The sequence below is a fragment of the Neoroseomonas rubea genome (genome assembly GCF_016106015.1).
Classification (GTDB): domain Bacteria; phylum Pseudomonadota; class Alphaproteobacteria; order Acetobacterales; family Acetobacteraceae; genus Neoroseomonas; species Neoroseomonas rubea.
On sequence record NZ_JACADQ010000068.1, the window covers coordinates 1 to 16,333 of the forward strand.

Consider the following 16,333-nt stretch of genomic DNA (forward strand, 5'->3'; position numbering starts at 1 on the left):
CAGGTCGGCGGTCTGCGGCGCGGCCACCGGCGCCGCCACGACCGGGGCGGGGGTGGGCGTCGCCGCCGGCGGGGCGGACCCGCCGCAGGCCGACAGGCCGAGCAGGAGCATCACGGCAGGCGCAGCGAACAAACCATGGAACCGCATACGGAATATCCCTCTCCATCCTGGACAGGGGCATGGTGGCAGCGGCCATGCGCCGTCGCGATCCGTGGGGCGAAGCCGTGATGATCCGGAATGCGCAGCGATCCGGCAGCGCGGATCAGGTCGGAGGCGATGCCCGGGCCAGCGTGGCCGAGGGCGTTTCGCCGTAGCGGGCACGATAGGCCGCGGCGAAGCGCCCGACATGCATCACGCCGCAATCATACGCGATGACCGTCACCGTCTCCCCCGGCCTGGCCTTCAGCAGCCGGTCCCGCACCGTCTCCAGGCGGCAGGCGGCGAGGACGTCGCGCGGCGTCATGCCCCGGTGCCGCTGGAAGCCGGCCTGCAGGGACCGCGTGCTGACGCCGAGTTCGCCCGCCAGCGCCACGATCGAGACGGCGGTGTGCGCGCGGTCGCGCAGGATCGCCTCGGCGCGGCGCACCAGCGCGAGGCCCGCCGCGGAGGGCGGGCGCGTCGTCCTCTCCATGCGGGCGCTGAAGCCGTCGAGCAGCAGGTCGGTCAGCATCCGCGACATGCCTTGCATGGCGCGCGGCGGCAGGGGCGCCGAAGTCTCATCGTCGAGGTCGTCGACGATGTAGCGGATGGCGCGCACCAGGCGCTGTGACGGGATGGATGGCCATTCGCGCGCGGGATGCCAGGGATCCTCGCCGTTCTGGCCGGCGCGCGCGGCGAGCAGCGCCATCGGCGCCTGCAGCACGAAGCCGGTGTAGGGATCCGGTATCGTCGTCGTGCGGGCGCCTGGCCGCGGCAGCGCGGCTTCGCCGGCCCGCAGGATGATTGGCATGCGTCCGTCATCGGTCTCCAGCACGCCGCGATGCGCCAGGAGCACCGTCGCGTTCTCGCCATCGACCGGGCGGACGCAGTGACCGGTCGTCTGGACCGCGCTCAGCCGGACACCGTCGAGGAGGACCGAGTTCATGGTGATGTGGAAACGCGCCGGATCGCCGGCCGCGTCGAAGCGCTCGATCGTGCGGAAGAGATACGGATCTTCCCGGGCGGCGCGGAGGCTGCGCGCGTGCATGATGGGAAAGCGGCGAAGGAAGCGCATGGGCTGCCGTACCGAGCCTTTCTCGTCCCGGGACGCTACCGGATGCCCCGGATCGTTGTCCATGAGACTGCGGCGGGGCGGCACGCCAGGGCGCGGCCGCGGCGCAGCGCGATGGCCGGCACGGCGCCGGCGGCGATCCGCGGCCTGCCGATGTTCGCGACCGCGCCGGGGTTTGACGTCGCCGCCTGACGTCGCGCGTCACTCCGGCAGGCGCGCCGTGTCGAGCTCCAGCACCGCGCCCATCCACATCGCGTGGTGCGCATGGTCGGCGCGCTGGCGCCCCGTGTCGGGATGCACCAGCACCGCCAGCCCCTCCCGGTTCAGCGCGATGAAGGGCACCAGGTCGGGGAACAGCGCCGGCGGGAAGGCCACCTGGTACATGGCCTGCGGGTGCGGCCCCACCGGCACGTCGTGCCAGCGGCCGAGCACCGCATCGGGGAAGGCCGCCGCGATGCCCTCGCGCAGCCGCGCCGCGGCCTCGCGCGTCGCCTCGTCGTAATAGACATGCGCATGCCAGCCGCGGATCGCATCGGGGGCGGCGAACATGCGCGGCGCCTCACATGCCGAGCGCGCGGCGATAGAGGTCGAGCAGCGTCTCCTGCTCCTCCACATCCGCGGGCTCCTGCTTGCGGATGCGCAGGATCTGGCGGATCACCTTCACGTCGAAGCCGGCGGACTTGGCTTCCGCCATGATGTCCTTGATGTCGGAGGAGAGCGCCTTCTTCTCCTCCTCCAGCCGCTCCACGCGCTCGATGATGGAGCGCAGCCGATCGGCGGCGATGCCGCCCACCTCGGTGCCTTCGTTCTTCGCCGCCGCCTGCGCCATGGTCCTGCCCGCCGTCTGAAGGGAGGCGGGTTTAGCCCTGGGCTTGCTCGCCATCAATCCACGCCCCTCAATGGCCGGGATTGGCGGCGGCGAAGGCGGCCTTCTGCTCGGCCGAGGCTTCCTTCTGGAACTTCGCCTGCCACTCCTTGTAGGGCATGCCGTACAGCACTTCGCGCGCCGCCGGCGTATCGAGCGCGAGGCCCGCATCCGACGCCGCTTCCTGATACCAGCGGGACAGGCAGTTCCGGCAGAAGCCGGCGAGATTCATCATGTCGATGTTCTGCACATCGGTGCGCGTGCGCAGGTGCTCGACCAGCTTGCGGAAGGCCGCGGCCTCGATCCGGTCGCGCGCGGCCTCGTCCAGGCCGGCGGCGGCGCCGAGCGCGAGGTCGGCTTCGGGCTGTGGTGCGGGCATGGCGGGTCTCCTCGTCGTGACCCGCCCTAGATGGCCCATCGCCGGCCGCTTCGCCATACTGGGCGGGAGAGGGAATTCATCCGCATGGCCTTCACCGACGAGGCGGCGCGCGCCGCGCTCCGCCGCCTGTTCGACGCCGCGATCGCCTCGGCCGACCCGCGCACGGTCCTCGCGCGCCACTTGCCCGACACGCCCGCCGGGCGCGTGCTGGTCCTCGGCGCCGGCAAGTCGGCCGCGGTGATGGCCGCCGCGGTCGAAGCCGCCTGGCCGGATGTGGACCTCTCGGGCCTGGTCGTCACGCGCTACGGCCATGGCCACCCGACCTCGCGCATCGAGGTCGCGGAATCCGCCCACCCCGTCCCCGACGAAGCAGGCGCGCTGGCGGCGCGGCGGATGCTCGACCTCGCCTCCTCGGCCGGCGCGGGGGACCTCGTGCTGTTCCTCGTCTCCGGCGGCGGGTCGTCGCTCACCACGCTGCCGGCGCCGGGGCTGACGCTCGCCGACCTCATCGCGGTCAACAGGGCGCTGCTCGCCTCGGGGGCGACCATCCACGAGATGAACTGCATCCGCCGCCACCTGTCCGCCTTCTCGGGCGGGCGGCTGGCGGCGGCGGCGCATCCCGCGCGCGTCGTGACGCTCGCCATCTCCGACGTGCCGGGGGATGACCCGACCGTCATCGCCTCCGGCCCCACCGTGCCGGACCCGTCCACCTTCGCGCAGGCGCAGGCCCTCGTTGCGCATTACCGCATGGCGCTGCCCGGACCCGTCACCGCGCACCTGTCCCGCGCGGCGGAGGAAAGCCCCAAGCCCGGCGACCCGCGCCTGCCCACGCCCGACTACCGCTTCATCGCCACCCCCCGCATGGCACTTGAAGCCGCGGCCGAGGCCGCGCGCGCGCTCGGCCTCGCCCCGCTCATCCTCGGCGACGCGCTGGAAGGGGAAGCGCGGGAGGTCGGCACGGTGCTCGCCGGCATAGCCCTGTCCGCCCGCACCCACGGCCACCCCCTGCCCGCCCCCTGCGTGCTGCTCTCGGGCGGGGAGACCACCGTGACGATCCGCGCCACGCCGCCCGGCCGCGGCGGGCGCAACGGCGAATGCCTGCTCGGCTGCGCCCTCGCGCTGTCCGGCACGCGCGGCATCTGGGCGTTGATGGGCGACACGGACGGCATCGACGGCTCGGAGAGCAACGCCGGCGCCATCGCCACCCCGGACACCCTGGCCCGCGCCCGGGCCGCCGGGCTCGACCCGCGCGCCTGCCTCGCCGCGCACGACAGCCACGCCGTCTTCGCCACCTTGGGCGACCTGGTCGAGACCGGCCCGACCCTGACCAACGTCAACGACTTCCGCGCCATCCTGGTCGGGTGACGCTTACGAAACTTAAGTAATCACTTTGTCATCGGCAGGTGGACCTTATCCGTGATAAGGTTCCGCCATGCGCGACCCCATGCTCGAAGACATCTTTGCCCGCCGCGGCGCCATCACGAAGATCGCGACCGAGCTCGGCATCTCCACCGCCGCCGTCTCCCAATGGAAGCGCGTGCCGGATGAAAGGGTGCTCGACGTCGCCCGCATCCTCGGCATGCCCCCCACCCAACTGAGGCCCGACCTGACCGAGCCCCCACGCCCCGAGCCCACCCCGCGCCAATCCGCCCGCCCGGCCTTCCGCCGCCGCCGGCGCACCAAGGTCATCGCCACCCTCGGCCCGGCCTCCTCCACCCCGGAGGTCATCGAGAAGCTCTACCGCGCCGGCGCGGACGTGTTCCGGCTCAACTTCTCCCACGGCAGCCACGAGGACCACGCCGCGCGCATCGCCATGATCCGCGACATCGAGCGCAAGGTCGGCCGCCCCATCGGCATCCTGGTCGACGTGCAGGGGCCGAAGCTGCGCGTCGGCAAGTTCCAGGCCGGGCGCGTGCAGCTGCAGGCCGGCCAGCCCTTCCGGCTCGACCTCAACCCCACCCCGGGCGACGTCCGCCGCGTGAACCTCCCCCACAAGGAAATCATCGCCGCGGCGCAGATCGGCACCTCCCTGCTGCTGGACGACGGCAAGCTGCGCCTGCGCGTCACCCGCACCAGGCCCGACCACCTGGAAACCGAGGTCGTGGTCGGCGGCGCGCTGTCCGACCGCAAGGGCGTGAACGTGCCCGACGTGGTCCTGCCCATTCCGGCCCTGACCGAGAAGGACCGCGCCGACCTCGACTTCGTCCTGCCCTTGGGGATCGAATACATCGGCCTGTCCTTCGTGCAGCGGGCGGAGGACGTGGCCGAGACGAAGGCCATCGCCGCCGGCCGCGCCTGGGTGATGGTGAAGCTGGAAAAGCCCCAGGCGCTGGACAACCTCGACGACATCCTCGCCTTGACCGACTGCGTCATGGTCGCGCGCGGGGACCTCGGCGTGGAACTCCCGCCCGAGGAAGTGCCGCTGGCGCAGAAGCGCATCGTCCGCGCCGCCCGCGCGCTCGGCAAACCGGTCGTCGTCGCCACCCAGATGCTGGAATCCATGATCACCGCCCCCAGCCCGACGCGCGCCGAAGTCTCCGACGTCGGCACCGCGGTGTTCGACGGGGCGGATGCGGTGATGCTCTCGGCCGAGACCGCGGCCGGGCAATACCCCTATGAGGCGGTCAACATGATGGACCGCATCGTCGCCCGCGTGGAACAGGACCCCGACTGGCGGCGCCTGACCGATTCATCCCGCCCCGCGCCGGAACGCACGAGCGCGGGTGCGATCGCCACCGCCGCGCGCCAGGTGGCCGAGACGATCGACGCGGAGGTGATCGCGACCTTCTCCTCCACCGGGTCCACCACGCTGCGCGTCGCGCGCGAACGGCCGGCCTGCCCGATCCTGGGCCTGACATCCTCCGGTGCCACGGCACGGCGCATGGCGGTGGTGTGGGGCGTGCACCCGCTGGAGGTGAACGAGATCCACTCCATGACCGAGATGGTCGCCCGCGCGGTCCGCGCGGCCCAGCACGAGGGGTTCGCGACGCATGGGGATGAGGTGGTGGTGACGGCGGGGGTTCCGTTCGGGACGCCGGGGACGACGAATGCGTTGCGGGTGGCGGCGGTGAAGTGATCAACGCCAAGAGAGCACCCGCCCCCTTATCTCGAAATCTTCTTCGCAGAAGTGAAGTATGCATTGATAAACTTCACAATTCGCGCAAGCTCACGGATGTCAGTAGCTGAGAAAGCTGCCGTTTTTTCGAACTCCAATAGAAAGAGTTCCTTGAGTTTTTCCTTCGCCTTACGACGATCTGTACTATTTTGACTCCCCAACGCCATAACAAAATCAGTCTCTCTTCCGCTTACTTCACGGAGCACTTGCGCTGGAAGCAGACCCTCAATACAATCTTTGCCAGGCTGGCTCAACCCAAGCGCCAAGGAGTCAGCTTCTGGCCGAAGACCGGCGCGCTGTATAGCAGGCTTGATCTCGGCATCGGCGTCCAGATCATATGTTATAAATACTCGATCAAATTTCTGTAATACAAATTGAATTAACACTGTATTTTTGAGCGTATCTTTTCCGCCATACGGCACTATTTCAATATCTTTCTCAAGTGGCTCAGCGAGATATCTATTTTCTTTTAGCAGAGTAAAGTATCTTTTGTCTATAGGACCCTCCACCAATAGAACTTTAGTGCTTTCAGATGAAAATAATGGACGAAGTTCATTAAATTCTTTCGATCCAATGCCAAGATGCTCCGAGAATGGAACCATCCACTCGTCACCAGAGGTGTCTATTATACGCGTAGCTAATTCCTTACGACGAAATATAGTTCGGGATAAAAGCAAATTTGCCGCTGGATCGTCCTGATTTAGCATGTATGGACTATGCGTTGTTACAATAATTTGAAGTCCTAAATCCGCCGAAAGAGCACGAAGTAACCGACCAAACTCCGCCTGAGCTGACGGATGCAGGAAGCTCTCTGGTTCCTCGATAATCAGAAGAGGTGTGATTCGATCACTCGGCAGCGCACTCTCCTTAATGCGACTCGCCTTTAGGGCAGCCATTAGAATACGCGTTTTATTTTGCGTGCCGCTTCCCCAATCGTCTAGAGCTATATCTACCGCCTTATCCTTAAGACTGATTCCTAGCGGCATTCGCCGTGATACAAAACCCTCGGGAGGTGTTAGATCAAAATCATATTTTTCGGTTAGCCTTCCAAATATTTCTGACAAACCTTTTACGTGATCCTTGGCTAGGCGCTTTACTTCTGCCTCAAGTTTCTTTCCAGCAGCTTCAATTTTTTTCTGCTCGACCGAAGACATCGAAAAATTAAAAAGACTCCGCGGTCGGCCTCTATGAAAAAATACATCTGCCTCATTTTTTGTCGAATTATGGAGATAAAGTGCCCGAGACTGCCGGAGGCGATTGCGAATTTCTTTGAAAGCGTTAGGAGCGACCTCACGCCCATCTACAACAACACTAAGAGATTCCTCATCAGATTCATTCAGTGAAATTGCTAGTACAATTGTTGCTTCTTTATTATTTATCGAAATGTCACCAATTTTTTCAACAAAAGACATAAATGCCGAATCTTCTTCACGATCTACTGAAATTTCATATTTTATTTTGATTGGCTCTTTATTTTTGACCCATTGAGTTTTATCCTCCCTATACGTCAGTTGGTGCTGCGGAAATCCCCAGTAAGAATCATCATCTGCATGAAATAATGCGCACAGCAATCGGATTATACACGACTTTCCTGCATTATTTTTTCCTGAAATAGTGTTGTATCCGTTCGAAAAATTTATCTTTATATCTTGGAGCGTTCTGTAGTTTGATGTCTCAATAGATTTAACTCGCATGACATATCCCCAATCCTGACATCTAGAGCCGGAAGCGCAGATATCTTCAGGCTCCGACTGCAGGCGAGTGTATAGAACAATTGGTATCGCCGGTTGAATCAAAATGTTGCGCCTACGTCCCTCTTCTTTTGTGTACGAACCCACCAATTGGCTACAATCTTCTTGACGACACACGCGACACACGACAGCCATGCCGGCACCGTGCTGTAGCCGGTCGCGTCTTCCCGATAGTCGCGTCATCTGCAATTTCGCTCGATCACCCCAACCGTATAGGCGCCGCCACCCGCCCCGGGCGCGACCCTCGAGCGCCTCGACATACTATCGGGTCAGCGCGACCGCCCGGCCGAGTTCCACCAGCAGAACACCCAGTCGCACCCGGCCCTCCGGCCGCATCGCGCGCCGATTCAGCGCGCGATGCACTTCCTCCGACAGGTTGCGAACGGTGACGCCAGCCATGCTGGCACCCTCCGCACGCAGGTTGCGATGATATCGAGTTCGCCACCCTGATATCGCCCCTAAAGGCGAACGACGGAAAGGCCTTGCGAAACCGACTCTTTTCCTATACTAAAGCGCAATGACCCCCACCCCACTCACCCCCCTCCAATTCCACGCCCTCCTCCCCTTCATCCTCCCCCGCTCGCCCCGAGGCCCCCAGATCGGCGACCTCCGCGCCCGCATGGACGCCATATTCCACCTCGCCTGCACCACCGATCCCTGGCGCTGCCTGCCCGCCCACCACGGCAAGCCCGACACCATCTCCCGCTACTTCCGCCGCCTCACCCATGCCGGGCTGTGGGAAAGGCTGCTCGAAGCGATCAAGGACAATTCTCCCAACCACCCGCTGAACCAGATCGCGCCGCTGATCTTCCGCGCCTGCCGCCGCGCGGTGCGGCTGAGGGGCCTGAAATTCGTCGCGCTGATCCGCCGCCTGGGCTTCCTCCAGGCGCTGAACGGCCCGCCGTCGAAGGTGCCGGACCCCGATTTGTCCGAAAGGATGCGCCGCACGGTCTGGCTGCCCCCACCGCCGGAAACGCCGCGCCAGCACGACCTCTGGCGCGACCTGGTGCGCACCCTGCGGCGCATGCACCGGCAGGCCAGCGGGGTCATCCACATCCCCCGCGCCCTCCGCCTCGGCTGGTCGTGACCGCCGCCCCGCCCGGTCGTTGTAGCCTGCCGCAGCACCTGTGTAGGCTCGCGTGCAACGAACCAACCAAGGGAGGACCGCCAGATGAAGCGCCGATCCGTCGTCTCGCTGCTCGCCGGTGCGGGCGTGCTCGCCGCCCGGCCCCAGCTCGCGCGCGCCCAGGCCGCGGGCTGGACGCCCATGTTCAACGGCCGCGACTTCGAAGGCTGGGACCGCATCGGCACCGCCAACTGGCGGGTCGAGGACGCCGCCCTGGTCGCGGACCGCGGCAACGGCTTCCTCGTCTCCCAGCGCGACTACCGCGACTTCCAGCTGCGCGCCGAGTTCTACGTCGACACGCACACCAACAGCGGCATCTTCATCCGCTGCACCAACCCCACCACGGTCGGCACCGCCACCGCCTACGAGGTCAACATCTGGGACGAGCGGCCGGAACCGCGCTACGGCACCGGCGCCATCGTGGACATCGCCGCGGTGGACCCGATGCCGCGCGCCGGCGGGCGCTGGAACACCTACGAGATCACCGCCGCGGGCGATGCCTTCACGGTGGTGCTCAACGGCCAGAAGACCGTCGATGCGGTGCGCGATGCCCGCTTCGCCACCGGGCGGATCGCGCTGCAGCACGGGCTCGGCGTGCCGGGCCCGGGCGGGGCGGTGAACGACAGCGGCGTGGTGCGCTTCCGCCGGGTGGAGATCCGCGCGGGCTGACCCCGCCGCGGCGCGGCCGGGCTACTCCGGCCGCACCCCCGCCGCGCGCAGCACGGCGACGGACTGGTCCACCTCCCGCCGCAGGAAGGCGCGCACCGCCGCCGGCGTGTCGAAGCCGGGCCGCAGCTCCTCCCCCAGCGCCGCGAGCCTCTCCCGGTTCTGCTGCAGCCCCGACTGGAAGGCGGCGGACAGCGCGGCGAGGATCGGCTCGGGCGTTGCCGCCGGCGCCACCGCCACGCGCCAGTTCTCGAAGACGAAGTTGGGCAGCCCCGCTTCCTCGGGCGTCGGCACCTGCGGCAGCAGCGCGTTGCGGCGGTTCACCGTCAGCGCGATCGGCCGCATCGTCCCCGCGCGGATGTGCTCCAGGCTGGCGGAGGCCGAGAGGATCGTCATCTGCGCCTCCCCGCTCACCACCGCGAGCGCGGCCGGCGCGCCGCCGCGGTAGTGCACCATCTCCATCTGCACCCCCGCGGTGGTGCGCAGGATCTCGGCGGCGATGTGAACGGGCCCGCCCACCCCCGTGGTCGCCATGTTCAGCCGCCCCGGCTGGGCGCGCATCAGCGCCAGCAGTTCAGCGAGGTTGTTGGCCGGCACGCGGGCATTCACGGAAAGGATCAGCGGCGCGAAGACCAGCACGCCGATGCCCGCGAAGTCCGTCACCGGGTCGTAGGGCAGGCGCGCGATCAGCGCGGGGGCCACGCCATGCGCGCTGTCATTGACCAGGATGGTGTGGCCGTCGGGCGCGGCCTTGGCCACCAGGTCGGCGCCGATGGACCCGCCCGCGCCGGTGCGGTTCTCGACCACCAGCGGCTGGCCGAGCATGGCCTGCACCGGGTCGGACATCATGCGCGTCAGCACGTCGGTCGGCCCGCCCGCGGTGAAGGGCACGATGGCGCGGATGGGCCGGCTGGGCCGCCAGCCCGGCGCCGCGCCCTGGGCACGGGCGATGGACGGGACGGCAAGGCTGGCACCCGCGGCAAGCAGCACGCGGCGGCGGTCGATCATGGTTCATCCTCCCTGGCGAGAGGCTCATCCCGGCCCCGTCGCGACGGGTGGGATATTGGGGAGGAACCTCGCGCCGCGCCATGCCCCCCGTTCAGCGGCCGCGCGCCTTCGCCTCGCCTTCCAGCAGCGCGCGCTTGCGGGGCACGCCCCAGCGATAGCCGGTCAGGTCGCCGTCCTTGCCCACCACCCGATGGCACGGCACGGCAAGCGACACCTTGTTCTGGGCGCAGGCCCGCGCGACGGCGCGCGTCGCCCGCGGCATGCCCATCTCGGCAGCGAGGCCGGCATAGCTGCGCGTCTCCCCCACGGGGATGCGGCGCAGCGCCTCCCACACCCGGGTCTGGAACGCCGTGCCCCGGAGGTCGAGCGGCAGGTCGAGCGCGGCGCGAGGTTCCTCGACGAAGGCGACGACGCGGCGGAGCAGATGGGCCAGGGCTTCCGGCGCGTCTTCGATGCGCGCCTTGGGGAAGCGGGCCATCACGTCGCCGCGCAGGGCGGGTTCATCCTCGCCGAAGCCCAGGAAGCAGACGCCCTTCTCCGTCGCGCCGAGCATCAGCGGCCCCAGCGCGGTGGCGGCGGTGGCGACGCGGATCACCTCCCCCGCCCCGCCGCGGCGCGCGGCCCCCGGCGTCATGCCGAGCACCTGGCCTGGTGCTTCGTAGACGCGGCTCTCGCTGCCATAGCCCGCTTCGGCCACCGCATCGGCCACGCGCGCGCCCGAGGCGAGCGCGGCCGACAGCCGCCGCGCCCGCACGCTCTCGGCATAGGAGCGCGGCGTGACCCCGGTGACGTCGCGGAACAGGCGGAGGAAGTGGTGGCGCGCATAGCCCGCCCGCTCCGCGAGGGCTGCGAGGGATGGGATGGTCTCGCTCGCCTCGATCATCGCGCAGGCGGCGCGGATGGCCGCGGCGTGGATGGCCGCGCGGTCGCCCTTCGGGTCGCAGCGCTTGCAGGCCCGGAAGCCCGCGGCCTCGGCCGAGGCGACATCGCAGAAGAAGCGCGTGTTGCGCCTCAGCGGGGCGCGCGATGGGCAGCCGGGCTTGCAGTACACGCCCTGCGTCGTGACGGCATAGAGGAACGGCCCGCAGTCCGGCGCGGGGTCGCGCGCGAGCACGGCGGCGAAGCGGGCCTCGTCAGGATCGGGCATGGGCATGGCGTCGGGCATGGCGCTTTGTCGCACCGCGCCGGGCGCGCGCGCCATCCGCGCGTTGCGCCGGCGCGTCAGGGCGGCGCCAATGCCCCCGCCGTCCCCGCCACATCCATCACCCCATGCCCGGTGCGCGGCGCCCAGCCATCCGTCCCGTCCGGCTGCTTCGCCTGGGCGCGCAGCGCCGCGTGCAGCGCCGCCGGGGTCAGGTCGGTCGCCGTCCAGCGCGTGCGCAGCAGTGCCACCGCCCCGGCCGCGAGCCCCGTCGCGGCGGAGGTGCCCGTATTGCCGCCCCAGCCATCCCCGTCGTCGAACTGGCTCGGTGTGCACAGGTCCGGCTTCTCCTGCGCCATGCCCTCGATGCCAGGTCCATGCCCGGAATAGCCGAGCCAGGTCCCGTCGCTGCGCACCGCGCCCACCGCAAGCACGAAGGGCAGCGCGTTGGCGCCGTTGATGCCTGCCCCCGGGCCGGTGAAGTCCGGATGGCAGCGCGGCGCCGGGCAGAAGGGCCCGCAATTGCCCGCGGCGAAGACGATGTCGGCATCCAGCGCCGCGATGCGCGCCAGCGTCCGGGAGACAGGATGCGTCGGGTCGCTGGAATAAGGCGCGCCGGGGAACTCCTCCGTCGGGTCGAACACGCCCCACGCGTTGCAGAGCACGAAGCCGGCACGCGGGCGCTGCGCCTGCTCCTCCCGCCGGCGCTGGCGCCGCAGCGTGACGCGAATGCCCCGCAGCGCCTCGAGCACCGAATGGAGGAACACCGGCAGGTCGATGATGCCATCGGGGATGACGGGGCAGTCGAGCAGCCGCACGCGGTTCGCCGGCGCCAGCGCCCGGACGTTGCGCGCGACCATCGCGCCATGCGGCGTCAGCGGCTCGCCCGGATGGCGGATGAGGCTGTTCAGGTCGCTCGGATCGACCAGCACCTTCCAGCCGCGCAACTGGCCCTTGGGCGGCAGCATCTCCTCCGGCAGGCCGGTGTCGACCATCGCGATCGTCACCGCCTCCCCGCCCGGCAGGGGCAGGCCGGCCAGGTCGTCGGCGGACGCCTTCATCGCGCGCAGCGCGCCGGCCCGGTCGCCGAACAGCGGATCGGTGGCCTCGGTCGGGCACCAATGGGTCCAGAGGCCATCGGCGGCATTGGCCGCGACGGGCAGGTCAGCACCGATCGAGGCCTCGTCTCCAAAGGCGAGCGGTACGCTGGCGACGAGTTCCTCCGCCGAGCGTTCCCCGCCGGTCATGCGCAGGCCGATCACGACATCTTGTGTCCATGCCTCGACATCGACGTCGCCATCCTCCGGCGGCGTCACGTTGGAGGGCAGGGCGACGACCTCGAACTCGCTGGCGAGCCGCCGCTGGCCTTGCAGGCCCGCGCGCTCCAGCCCATCGGCAAGCATGCCCTTCAGCACGTCGGCCACCGCTTCCAAGCTCCAGGCCTCGTAGGCGCGGCGCAGGTCCGGCGTGTTCTCCATCAGCAGCACGAGGCGCGGACCGTCCTGGTCGCTCATGTCCCATCCTCCGTCGCTGCGACAACTCTAGCCGTCGGGGCGGCCGCGCGGCCATCATGACGTGCGGCCGGGCCCGACCGGCCGGCGCGCGAGGAACCCGTTCGCGGATGAGCGTTGTCGTCGACCAGCCCAGCAGCCCCGCCGCCGCCGGAAGGCGGCGCGCGGCGATCGTCTTCGCCGACGTGGTCGGCTACTCGACGCTGATGGCCGCCGACGAGGCCGCGACCTACGCCCGCTGGATGGCCCTGCTGCGTGGCCTGATCGAACCCGAGACGGCGCGCCAGGGCGGGCGGATCGTTGACCTCGCCGGCGATGGCGTGCTGGTGGAATTCCCCGCGGTCGCCCCCGCCCTCGCCTGGGCGCGGGCGGTCCAGCGTGGTGCCCGCGCCGCACTCGACGACCCGGCCGCGCGGGACGCGGTGCCCATCGCGCTGCGCATCGGCCTGCATGAAGGGGAGGTGTTCGACACCGGCGCGCGCATCTTCGGCGATGCCGTCAACGTCGCCGCGCGGCTGCAATCCCATGCCACGCCCGGCGGCATCGTGGTCTCGGACCACGCGCGCGCCGCGCTTGGCGACGCGGCGGGGGAGGAATGGCGCGACCTCGGCCTCGTCGAACTGAAGGGCTTCGAGCGGCGCGCGCGGCTCTTCGCCATCGAGACCGATGCCGTCGCCTTCAGCGCGCCGCTCCAGCCCTTCGGCGGACTTCCCTCCGTCGCGGTGCTGCCCTTCCTCGACCAGGGCAGCGACCCCGACCAGGCATATTTCGGGGAGGGGATGGCCGAGGACATCGCGCTCTCGCTCGCCGGGCTGCATGAGCTGTTCGTCGTCTCCACCGCCTCCTCCGCCCTGTTCCGCGGCCGGCTGCCGGACCCGCGGGAAGCGGGGCGCGCGCTCGGCGTCGGCTACGCGCTGCTTGGGCGGATCGGCCGGGCGGGGGATGGCATCTCGGTCTCCCTGCAGCTGTGCGACGCGCGCAGCGGCGCGACGTTGTGGGCGGAGCGGATGCGCGTGCCCGCGGGCGGGCTGTTCGAGATGCAGGAGGAGGTGGTGCGCCAGGTCGTCGCCGGCCTCGCGCCGCAGGTGCGCACGGCGGAACTGCAGCGCGCCATGCGCAAGCGGCCGGAGAGCCAGACGGCGTATGAGCGGATGCTGCGCGCGCTGCATGTCATGTCGAGCGCCGACCGCGACACCTTCGAGACGGCGCGCGCTCACCTCGCCGCGGCGATGGCGGAGGAACCGGGCTTCGCCCTGCCCTTCGCCTGGGCCGGGCGCTGGCACAGCGTGCGCATCGGCCGCGGCTGGTCCCCCGATGCGGAGGAGGACGGGGCGCGGGCGCTCGACCTCGCGCGCCAGGCCCATGCGCTCGACCCGGCCAATGCGCTGGCGCTTTCCACGCTCGGCCACCTCACCTCGATCCTGCTGCGCGACAGCGAGACGGCCTGGGGGTATTTCGAGGAAGCGCTCGCCGCCTGCCCGAACCATGCGCTGGCCTGGACGCTGTCCTCCGCCACGCTGAGCTACCTTGGCCGCGGCGCGGCGGCGGTGCGGCATGCGGAACAGGGGCTGCGGCTGTCGCCGCGCGATCCGATGCGCTACGCGCAGTACATGTTCCTCGCCATCGCGCATTACGCGCGCGGCTCGCATGAGGAGGCGGTGCGCTGGATCCGGCGCTCCGCGGCGGAGAACCCGCTGCACGGGGCGACGCTGCAGGTGCTCGCCGCCGCGCTGGCCGCCTGCGGGCGGGCGGAGGAAGCGCGCGTGGTGGCCGCGCGATTCATGGCGCTGCGCCCCTCCTTCTCGCTCGACGCGTATGCGCGCCAGCGGATACCGTTCCGGGCGCCGGCGCTGCGCGAAGGCTTCCTTGCCCATCTGCGCCTGGCCGGCATCCCCGACTGACAGCGCCGCGCCATGCGCGGCCCGGCAAGAAGGAGACACGGCCCATGGCCCAGGGTCCGGCGATCGGTCCGATGGATGGCGTGGATGGCGTCGACGGGGTGGACGGCGTCGACGGGGTGGAAGGGCTCGACCTGCTCGGGGGGCGGGGCGGCGGCGGCGTGTACCGGCCGATCGGCCTCGCGCCCGAATTCGCGCGGCGCGTGAAGGATAACGGCCAGACGGAAAAGGAGTATCGCAGCCACCGCTGGCCGCCGAACTTCAAGGAGGTGGACTGGCCGCCGGAGAAGCCCCAGAACGCGGATGACTGGCCGATCGCGCCGCCCGCGATCGCACCGCGGCTGTCGGATTTCTCGCCCTCCAACGCCTCGCTGCTGATCCTCGGCGAGTTCGTGCAGGTGCAGCTGAAGAATGGCCAGGCGAACGTCACCTGGAACAGCCTGATGCGGAAGGCCGCCCAGCCCGCCGCGGCGACGGCCCAGAACGACGACATGCTGAAGGACATCGCCGACCAGGGCGGGCTCAAGGCCGAACTCGCCGAGCTGCGCCAGCTCGCCCAGTTCCGCGGCGGCGTGATGGGCGAGGCGCTCGCCCAGCGCAACGGCATCATCGGCTATTTCCGCGGCCTGCTGCACTTCTCCGTCGCGACGCATCCGCACACCTACTACCTGTGCGCCGCGGCGCTGCGCGTCGGGCAGTTCCTCTGCATGCACTACAAGGGCGTGTTCAACCGGCCGCGCCCGATGCGGCTCGACCCGAGCATTCTCTCGCCGATCGACCCGCCGGCGCATTCCGCCTATCCGAGCGGCCATTCCATCCAATCCTTCCTGATCGCGCGCTGCCTGGAGGCGGTCGTGCCGCCGACGGTCGGCAGCGACCTCGACGACAAGGAAAGCCCCTATTGGCGACTGGCCGAGCGCATCGCGAAGCTGCGGGAGGTGCTCGGCGTGCACTACCCGAGCGACACGGTCGCTGGCCGCCGCGTGGCCGAGGCCGCCTTCCCGCTGCTGCTGGCCTGCCCGCGCATCGCCGGCGGCCCGCTGCCGGCGGACACGGCGGCGGATGAGGTGATCGACAAGGTGCCGCTTCTCGCCGGCCACGCGACGGGCTGGCTCGCCCGCGCGCGCGCGGAGTGGCGCGGCTGACGCCCGCGCATGGAACCGCGCGCCGCCGGCGCGACGAACGACGAGCGCGCCTTCGGCGCGACGATTGAACCTTGCGGCGCGTCGGCGCAGGATCGCCCCACGGCGCCGGAGGCACCGAGGATGACCGCGGACCAGGCACGCGCGGCCGACCGGGCCGCGCCAGAGAGGGAGATCTCCCGCCTCGACCGGCTGCGCCGCCTGCCCATCCTGCGGGAGGCGGGGGAAGCGGCGCTCGCCCGCGCGGCGGAGGCCGCGACCTGGCGCAGCTACGGCCCCGGCGGGCTCATCCTCGACCTCGACGACGCGACAGGCGAGGTCTGGTTCGTGCTGGAGGGAACCGTGCGCATCCAGGTGCGCACGCCCGCGGGGCGCGAACTGATCCTGACCGACATCCCGGCCGGCGGCCTGTTCGGGGAAATCGCGGCGATCGACGGCGCGCCGCGCACGGCGGGGGCGACGGCGCTGACGCGCGCGCGGCTCTGCGCGGTGCCGGCCGCGTCCTTCATGGACGCCGCCTG

17 protein-coding genes are annotated in these 16,333 nt (G+C 69.5%); 8 read left to right on the forward strand and 9 right to left on the reverse strand.

Annotated features, from left to right (window positions below):
• Positions 1-262: 262 nt before the first annotated feature.
• On the reverse strand, positions 263-949 hold the full coding sequence (locus HW577_RS09570) for a helix-turn-helix domain-containing protein (RefSeq protein WP_232474803.1): 687 nt from the start codon (positions 947-949) through the stop codon (positions 263-265).
• 30 nt (positions 950-979) lie between these two features.
• Between HW577_RS09570 and HW577_RS09575 the strand changes: the two genes are divergently transcribed.
• A complete protein-coding gene (locus tag HW577_RS09575) occupies positions 980-1,402 on the forward strand; it encodes a hypothetical protein (RefSeq protein ID WP_198375916.1) in 423 nt (140 codons plus the stop codon).
• 9 nt (positions 1,403-1,411) lie between these two features.
• Here HW577_RS09575 and HW577_RS09580 read toward each other — a convergent pair whose 3' ends face one another.
• From HW577_RS09580 to HW577_RS09590, 3 genes are all read right to left on the reverse strand, one after another.
• Positions 1,412-1,759: a DOPA 4,5-dioxygenase family protein gene (locus HW577_RS09580; protein WP_198375917.1), complete on the reverse strand. Its 348-nt coding sequence runs from the start codon at positions 1,757-1,759 to the stop codon at positions 1,412-1,414.
• A 10-nt stretch (positions 1,760-1,769) separates the two neighbouring features.
• Positions 1,770-2,039 (reverse strand): DUF2312 domain-containing protein, encoded by a 270-nt coding sequence (locus HW577_RS09585; RefSeq protein WP_198375930.1) that lies wholly within the window; start codon positions 2,037-2,039, stop codon positions 1,770-1,772.
• Between the two features lie 67 nt (positions 2,040-2,106).
• The gene (locus HW577_RS09590) at positions 2,107-2,454 is read right to left on the reverse strand and encodes a DUF1244 domain-containing protein (RefSeq protein WP_198375918.1); all 348 of its coding nucleotides are present in this window, start codon (positions 2,452-2,454) and stop codon (positions 2,107-2,109) included.
• Positions 2,455-2,538: 84 nt separating this feature from the next.
• Between HW577_RS09590 and HW577_RS09595 the strand changes: the two genes are divergently transcribed.
• Both HW577_RS09595 and pyk read left to right on the forward strand, forming a co-directional pair.
• Entirely contained in the window at positions 2,539-3,819 is a 1,281-nt protein-coding gene (locus HW577_RS09595; protein ID WP_198375919.1) for a glycerate kinase type-2 family protein, read from the forward strand.
• Between the two features lie 67 nt (positions 3,820-3,886).
• Positions 3,887-5,530 (forward strand): pyruvate kinase, encoded by a 1,644-nt coding sequence (pyk, locus tag HW577_RS09600; RefSeq protein WP_232474804.1) that lies wholly within the window; start codon positions 3,887-3,889, stop codon positions 5,528-5,530.
• Between the two features lie 26 nt (positions 5,531-5,556).
• Here pyk and HW577_RS09605 read toward each other — a convergent pair whose 3' ends face one another.
• Both HW577_RS09605 and HW577_RS09610 read right to left on the reverse strand, forming a co-directional pair.
• Complete coding sequence (locus HW577_RS09605; RefSeq protein ID WP_198375920.1) at positions 5,557-7,503, reverse strand: ATP-dependent nuclease; 1,947 nt, start codon at positions 7,501-7,503, stop codon at positions 5,557-5,559.
• Positions 7,504-7,581: 78 nt separating this feature from the next.
• Entirely contained in the window at positions 7,582-7,719 is a 138-nt protein-coding gene (locus HW577_RS09610) for a FitA-like ribbon-helix-helix domain-containing protein (RefSeq protein WP_198375921.1), read from the reverse strand.
• 118 nt (positions 7,720-7,837) lie between these two features.
• Between HW577_RS09610 and HW577_RS09615 the strand changes: the two genes are divergently transcribed.
• Positions 7,838-8,407: a transposase gene (locus tag HW577_RS09615; protein ID WP_198375922.1), complete on the forward strand. Its 570-nt coding sequence runs from the start codon at positions 7,838-7,840 to the stop codon at positions 8,405-8,407.
• Between the two features lie 84 nt (positions 8,408-8,491).
• On the forward strand, positions 8,492-9,115 hold the full coding sequence (locus HW577_RS09620; RefSeq protein WP_198375923.1) for a 3-keto-disaccharide hydrolase: 624 nt from the start codon (positions 8,492-8,494) through the stop codon (positions 9,113-9,115).
• 21 nt (positions 9,116-9,136) lie between these two features.
• On the opposite strand, the gene HW577_RS09625 is transcribed toward HW577_RS09620, so the two are convergent.
• The 3 genes from HW577_RS09625 to HW577_RS09635 form a co-directional block, all read right to left on the reverse strand.
• Positions 9,137-10,120: a Bug family tripartite tricarboxylate transporter substrate binding protein gene (locus HW577_RS09625; RefSeq protein WP_198375924.1), complete on the reverse strand. Its 984-nt coding sequence runs from the start codon at positions 10,118-10,120 to the stop codon at positions 9,137-9,139.
• A gap of 91 nt (positions 10,121-10,211) precedes the next feature.
• Positions 10,212-11,285 carry a bifunctional DNA-binding transcriptional regulator/O6-methylguanine-DNA methyltransferase Ada gene (gene ada, locus HW577_RS09630; protein WP_198375925.1) on the reverse strand — a complete coding sequence of 358 codons (1,074 nt, stop codon included), beginning with the start codon at positions 11,283-11,285 and terminating at the stop codon, positions 10,212-10,214.
• Between the two features lie 56 nt (positions 11,286-11,341).
• On the reverse strand, positions 11,342-12,775 hold the full coding sequence (locus HW577_RS09635; RefSeq protein WP_198375926.1) for a S8/S53 family peptidase: 1,434 nt from the start codon (positions 12,773-12,775) through the stop codon (positions 11,342-11,344).
• Positions 12,776-12,882: 107 nt separating this feature from the next.
• Here HW577_RS09635 and HW577_RS09640 point away from each other — a divergent pair, with 107 nt between their 5' ends.
• The 3 genes from HW577_RS09640 to HW577_RS09650 all read left to right on the forward strand — a co-directional run.
• On the forward strand, positions 12,883-14,673 hold the full coding sequence (locus HW577_RS09640) for an adenylate/guanylate cyclase domain-containing protein (protein WP_198375927.1): 1,791 nt from the start codon (positions 12,883-12,885) through the stop codon (positions 14,671-14,673).
• A gap of 44 nt (positions 14,674-14,717) precedes the next feature.
• Positions 14,718-15,815 (forward strand): phosphatase PAP2 family protein, encoded by a 1,098-nt coding sequence (locus tag HW577_RS09645; RefSeq protein ID WP_198375928.1) that lies wholly within the window; start codon positions 14,718-14,720, stop codon positions 15,813-15,815.
• Positions 15,816-15,935: 120 nt separating this feature from the next.
• A partial coding sequence (locus HW577_RS09650; protein WP_198375929.1) for a cyclic nucleotide-binding domain-containing protein occupies positions 15,936-16,333 on the forward strand: 398 nt, incomplete at its 3' end.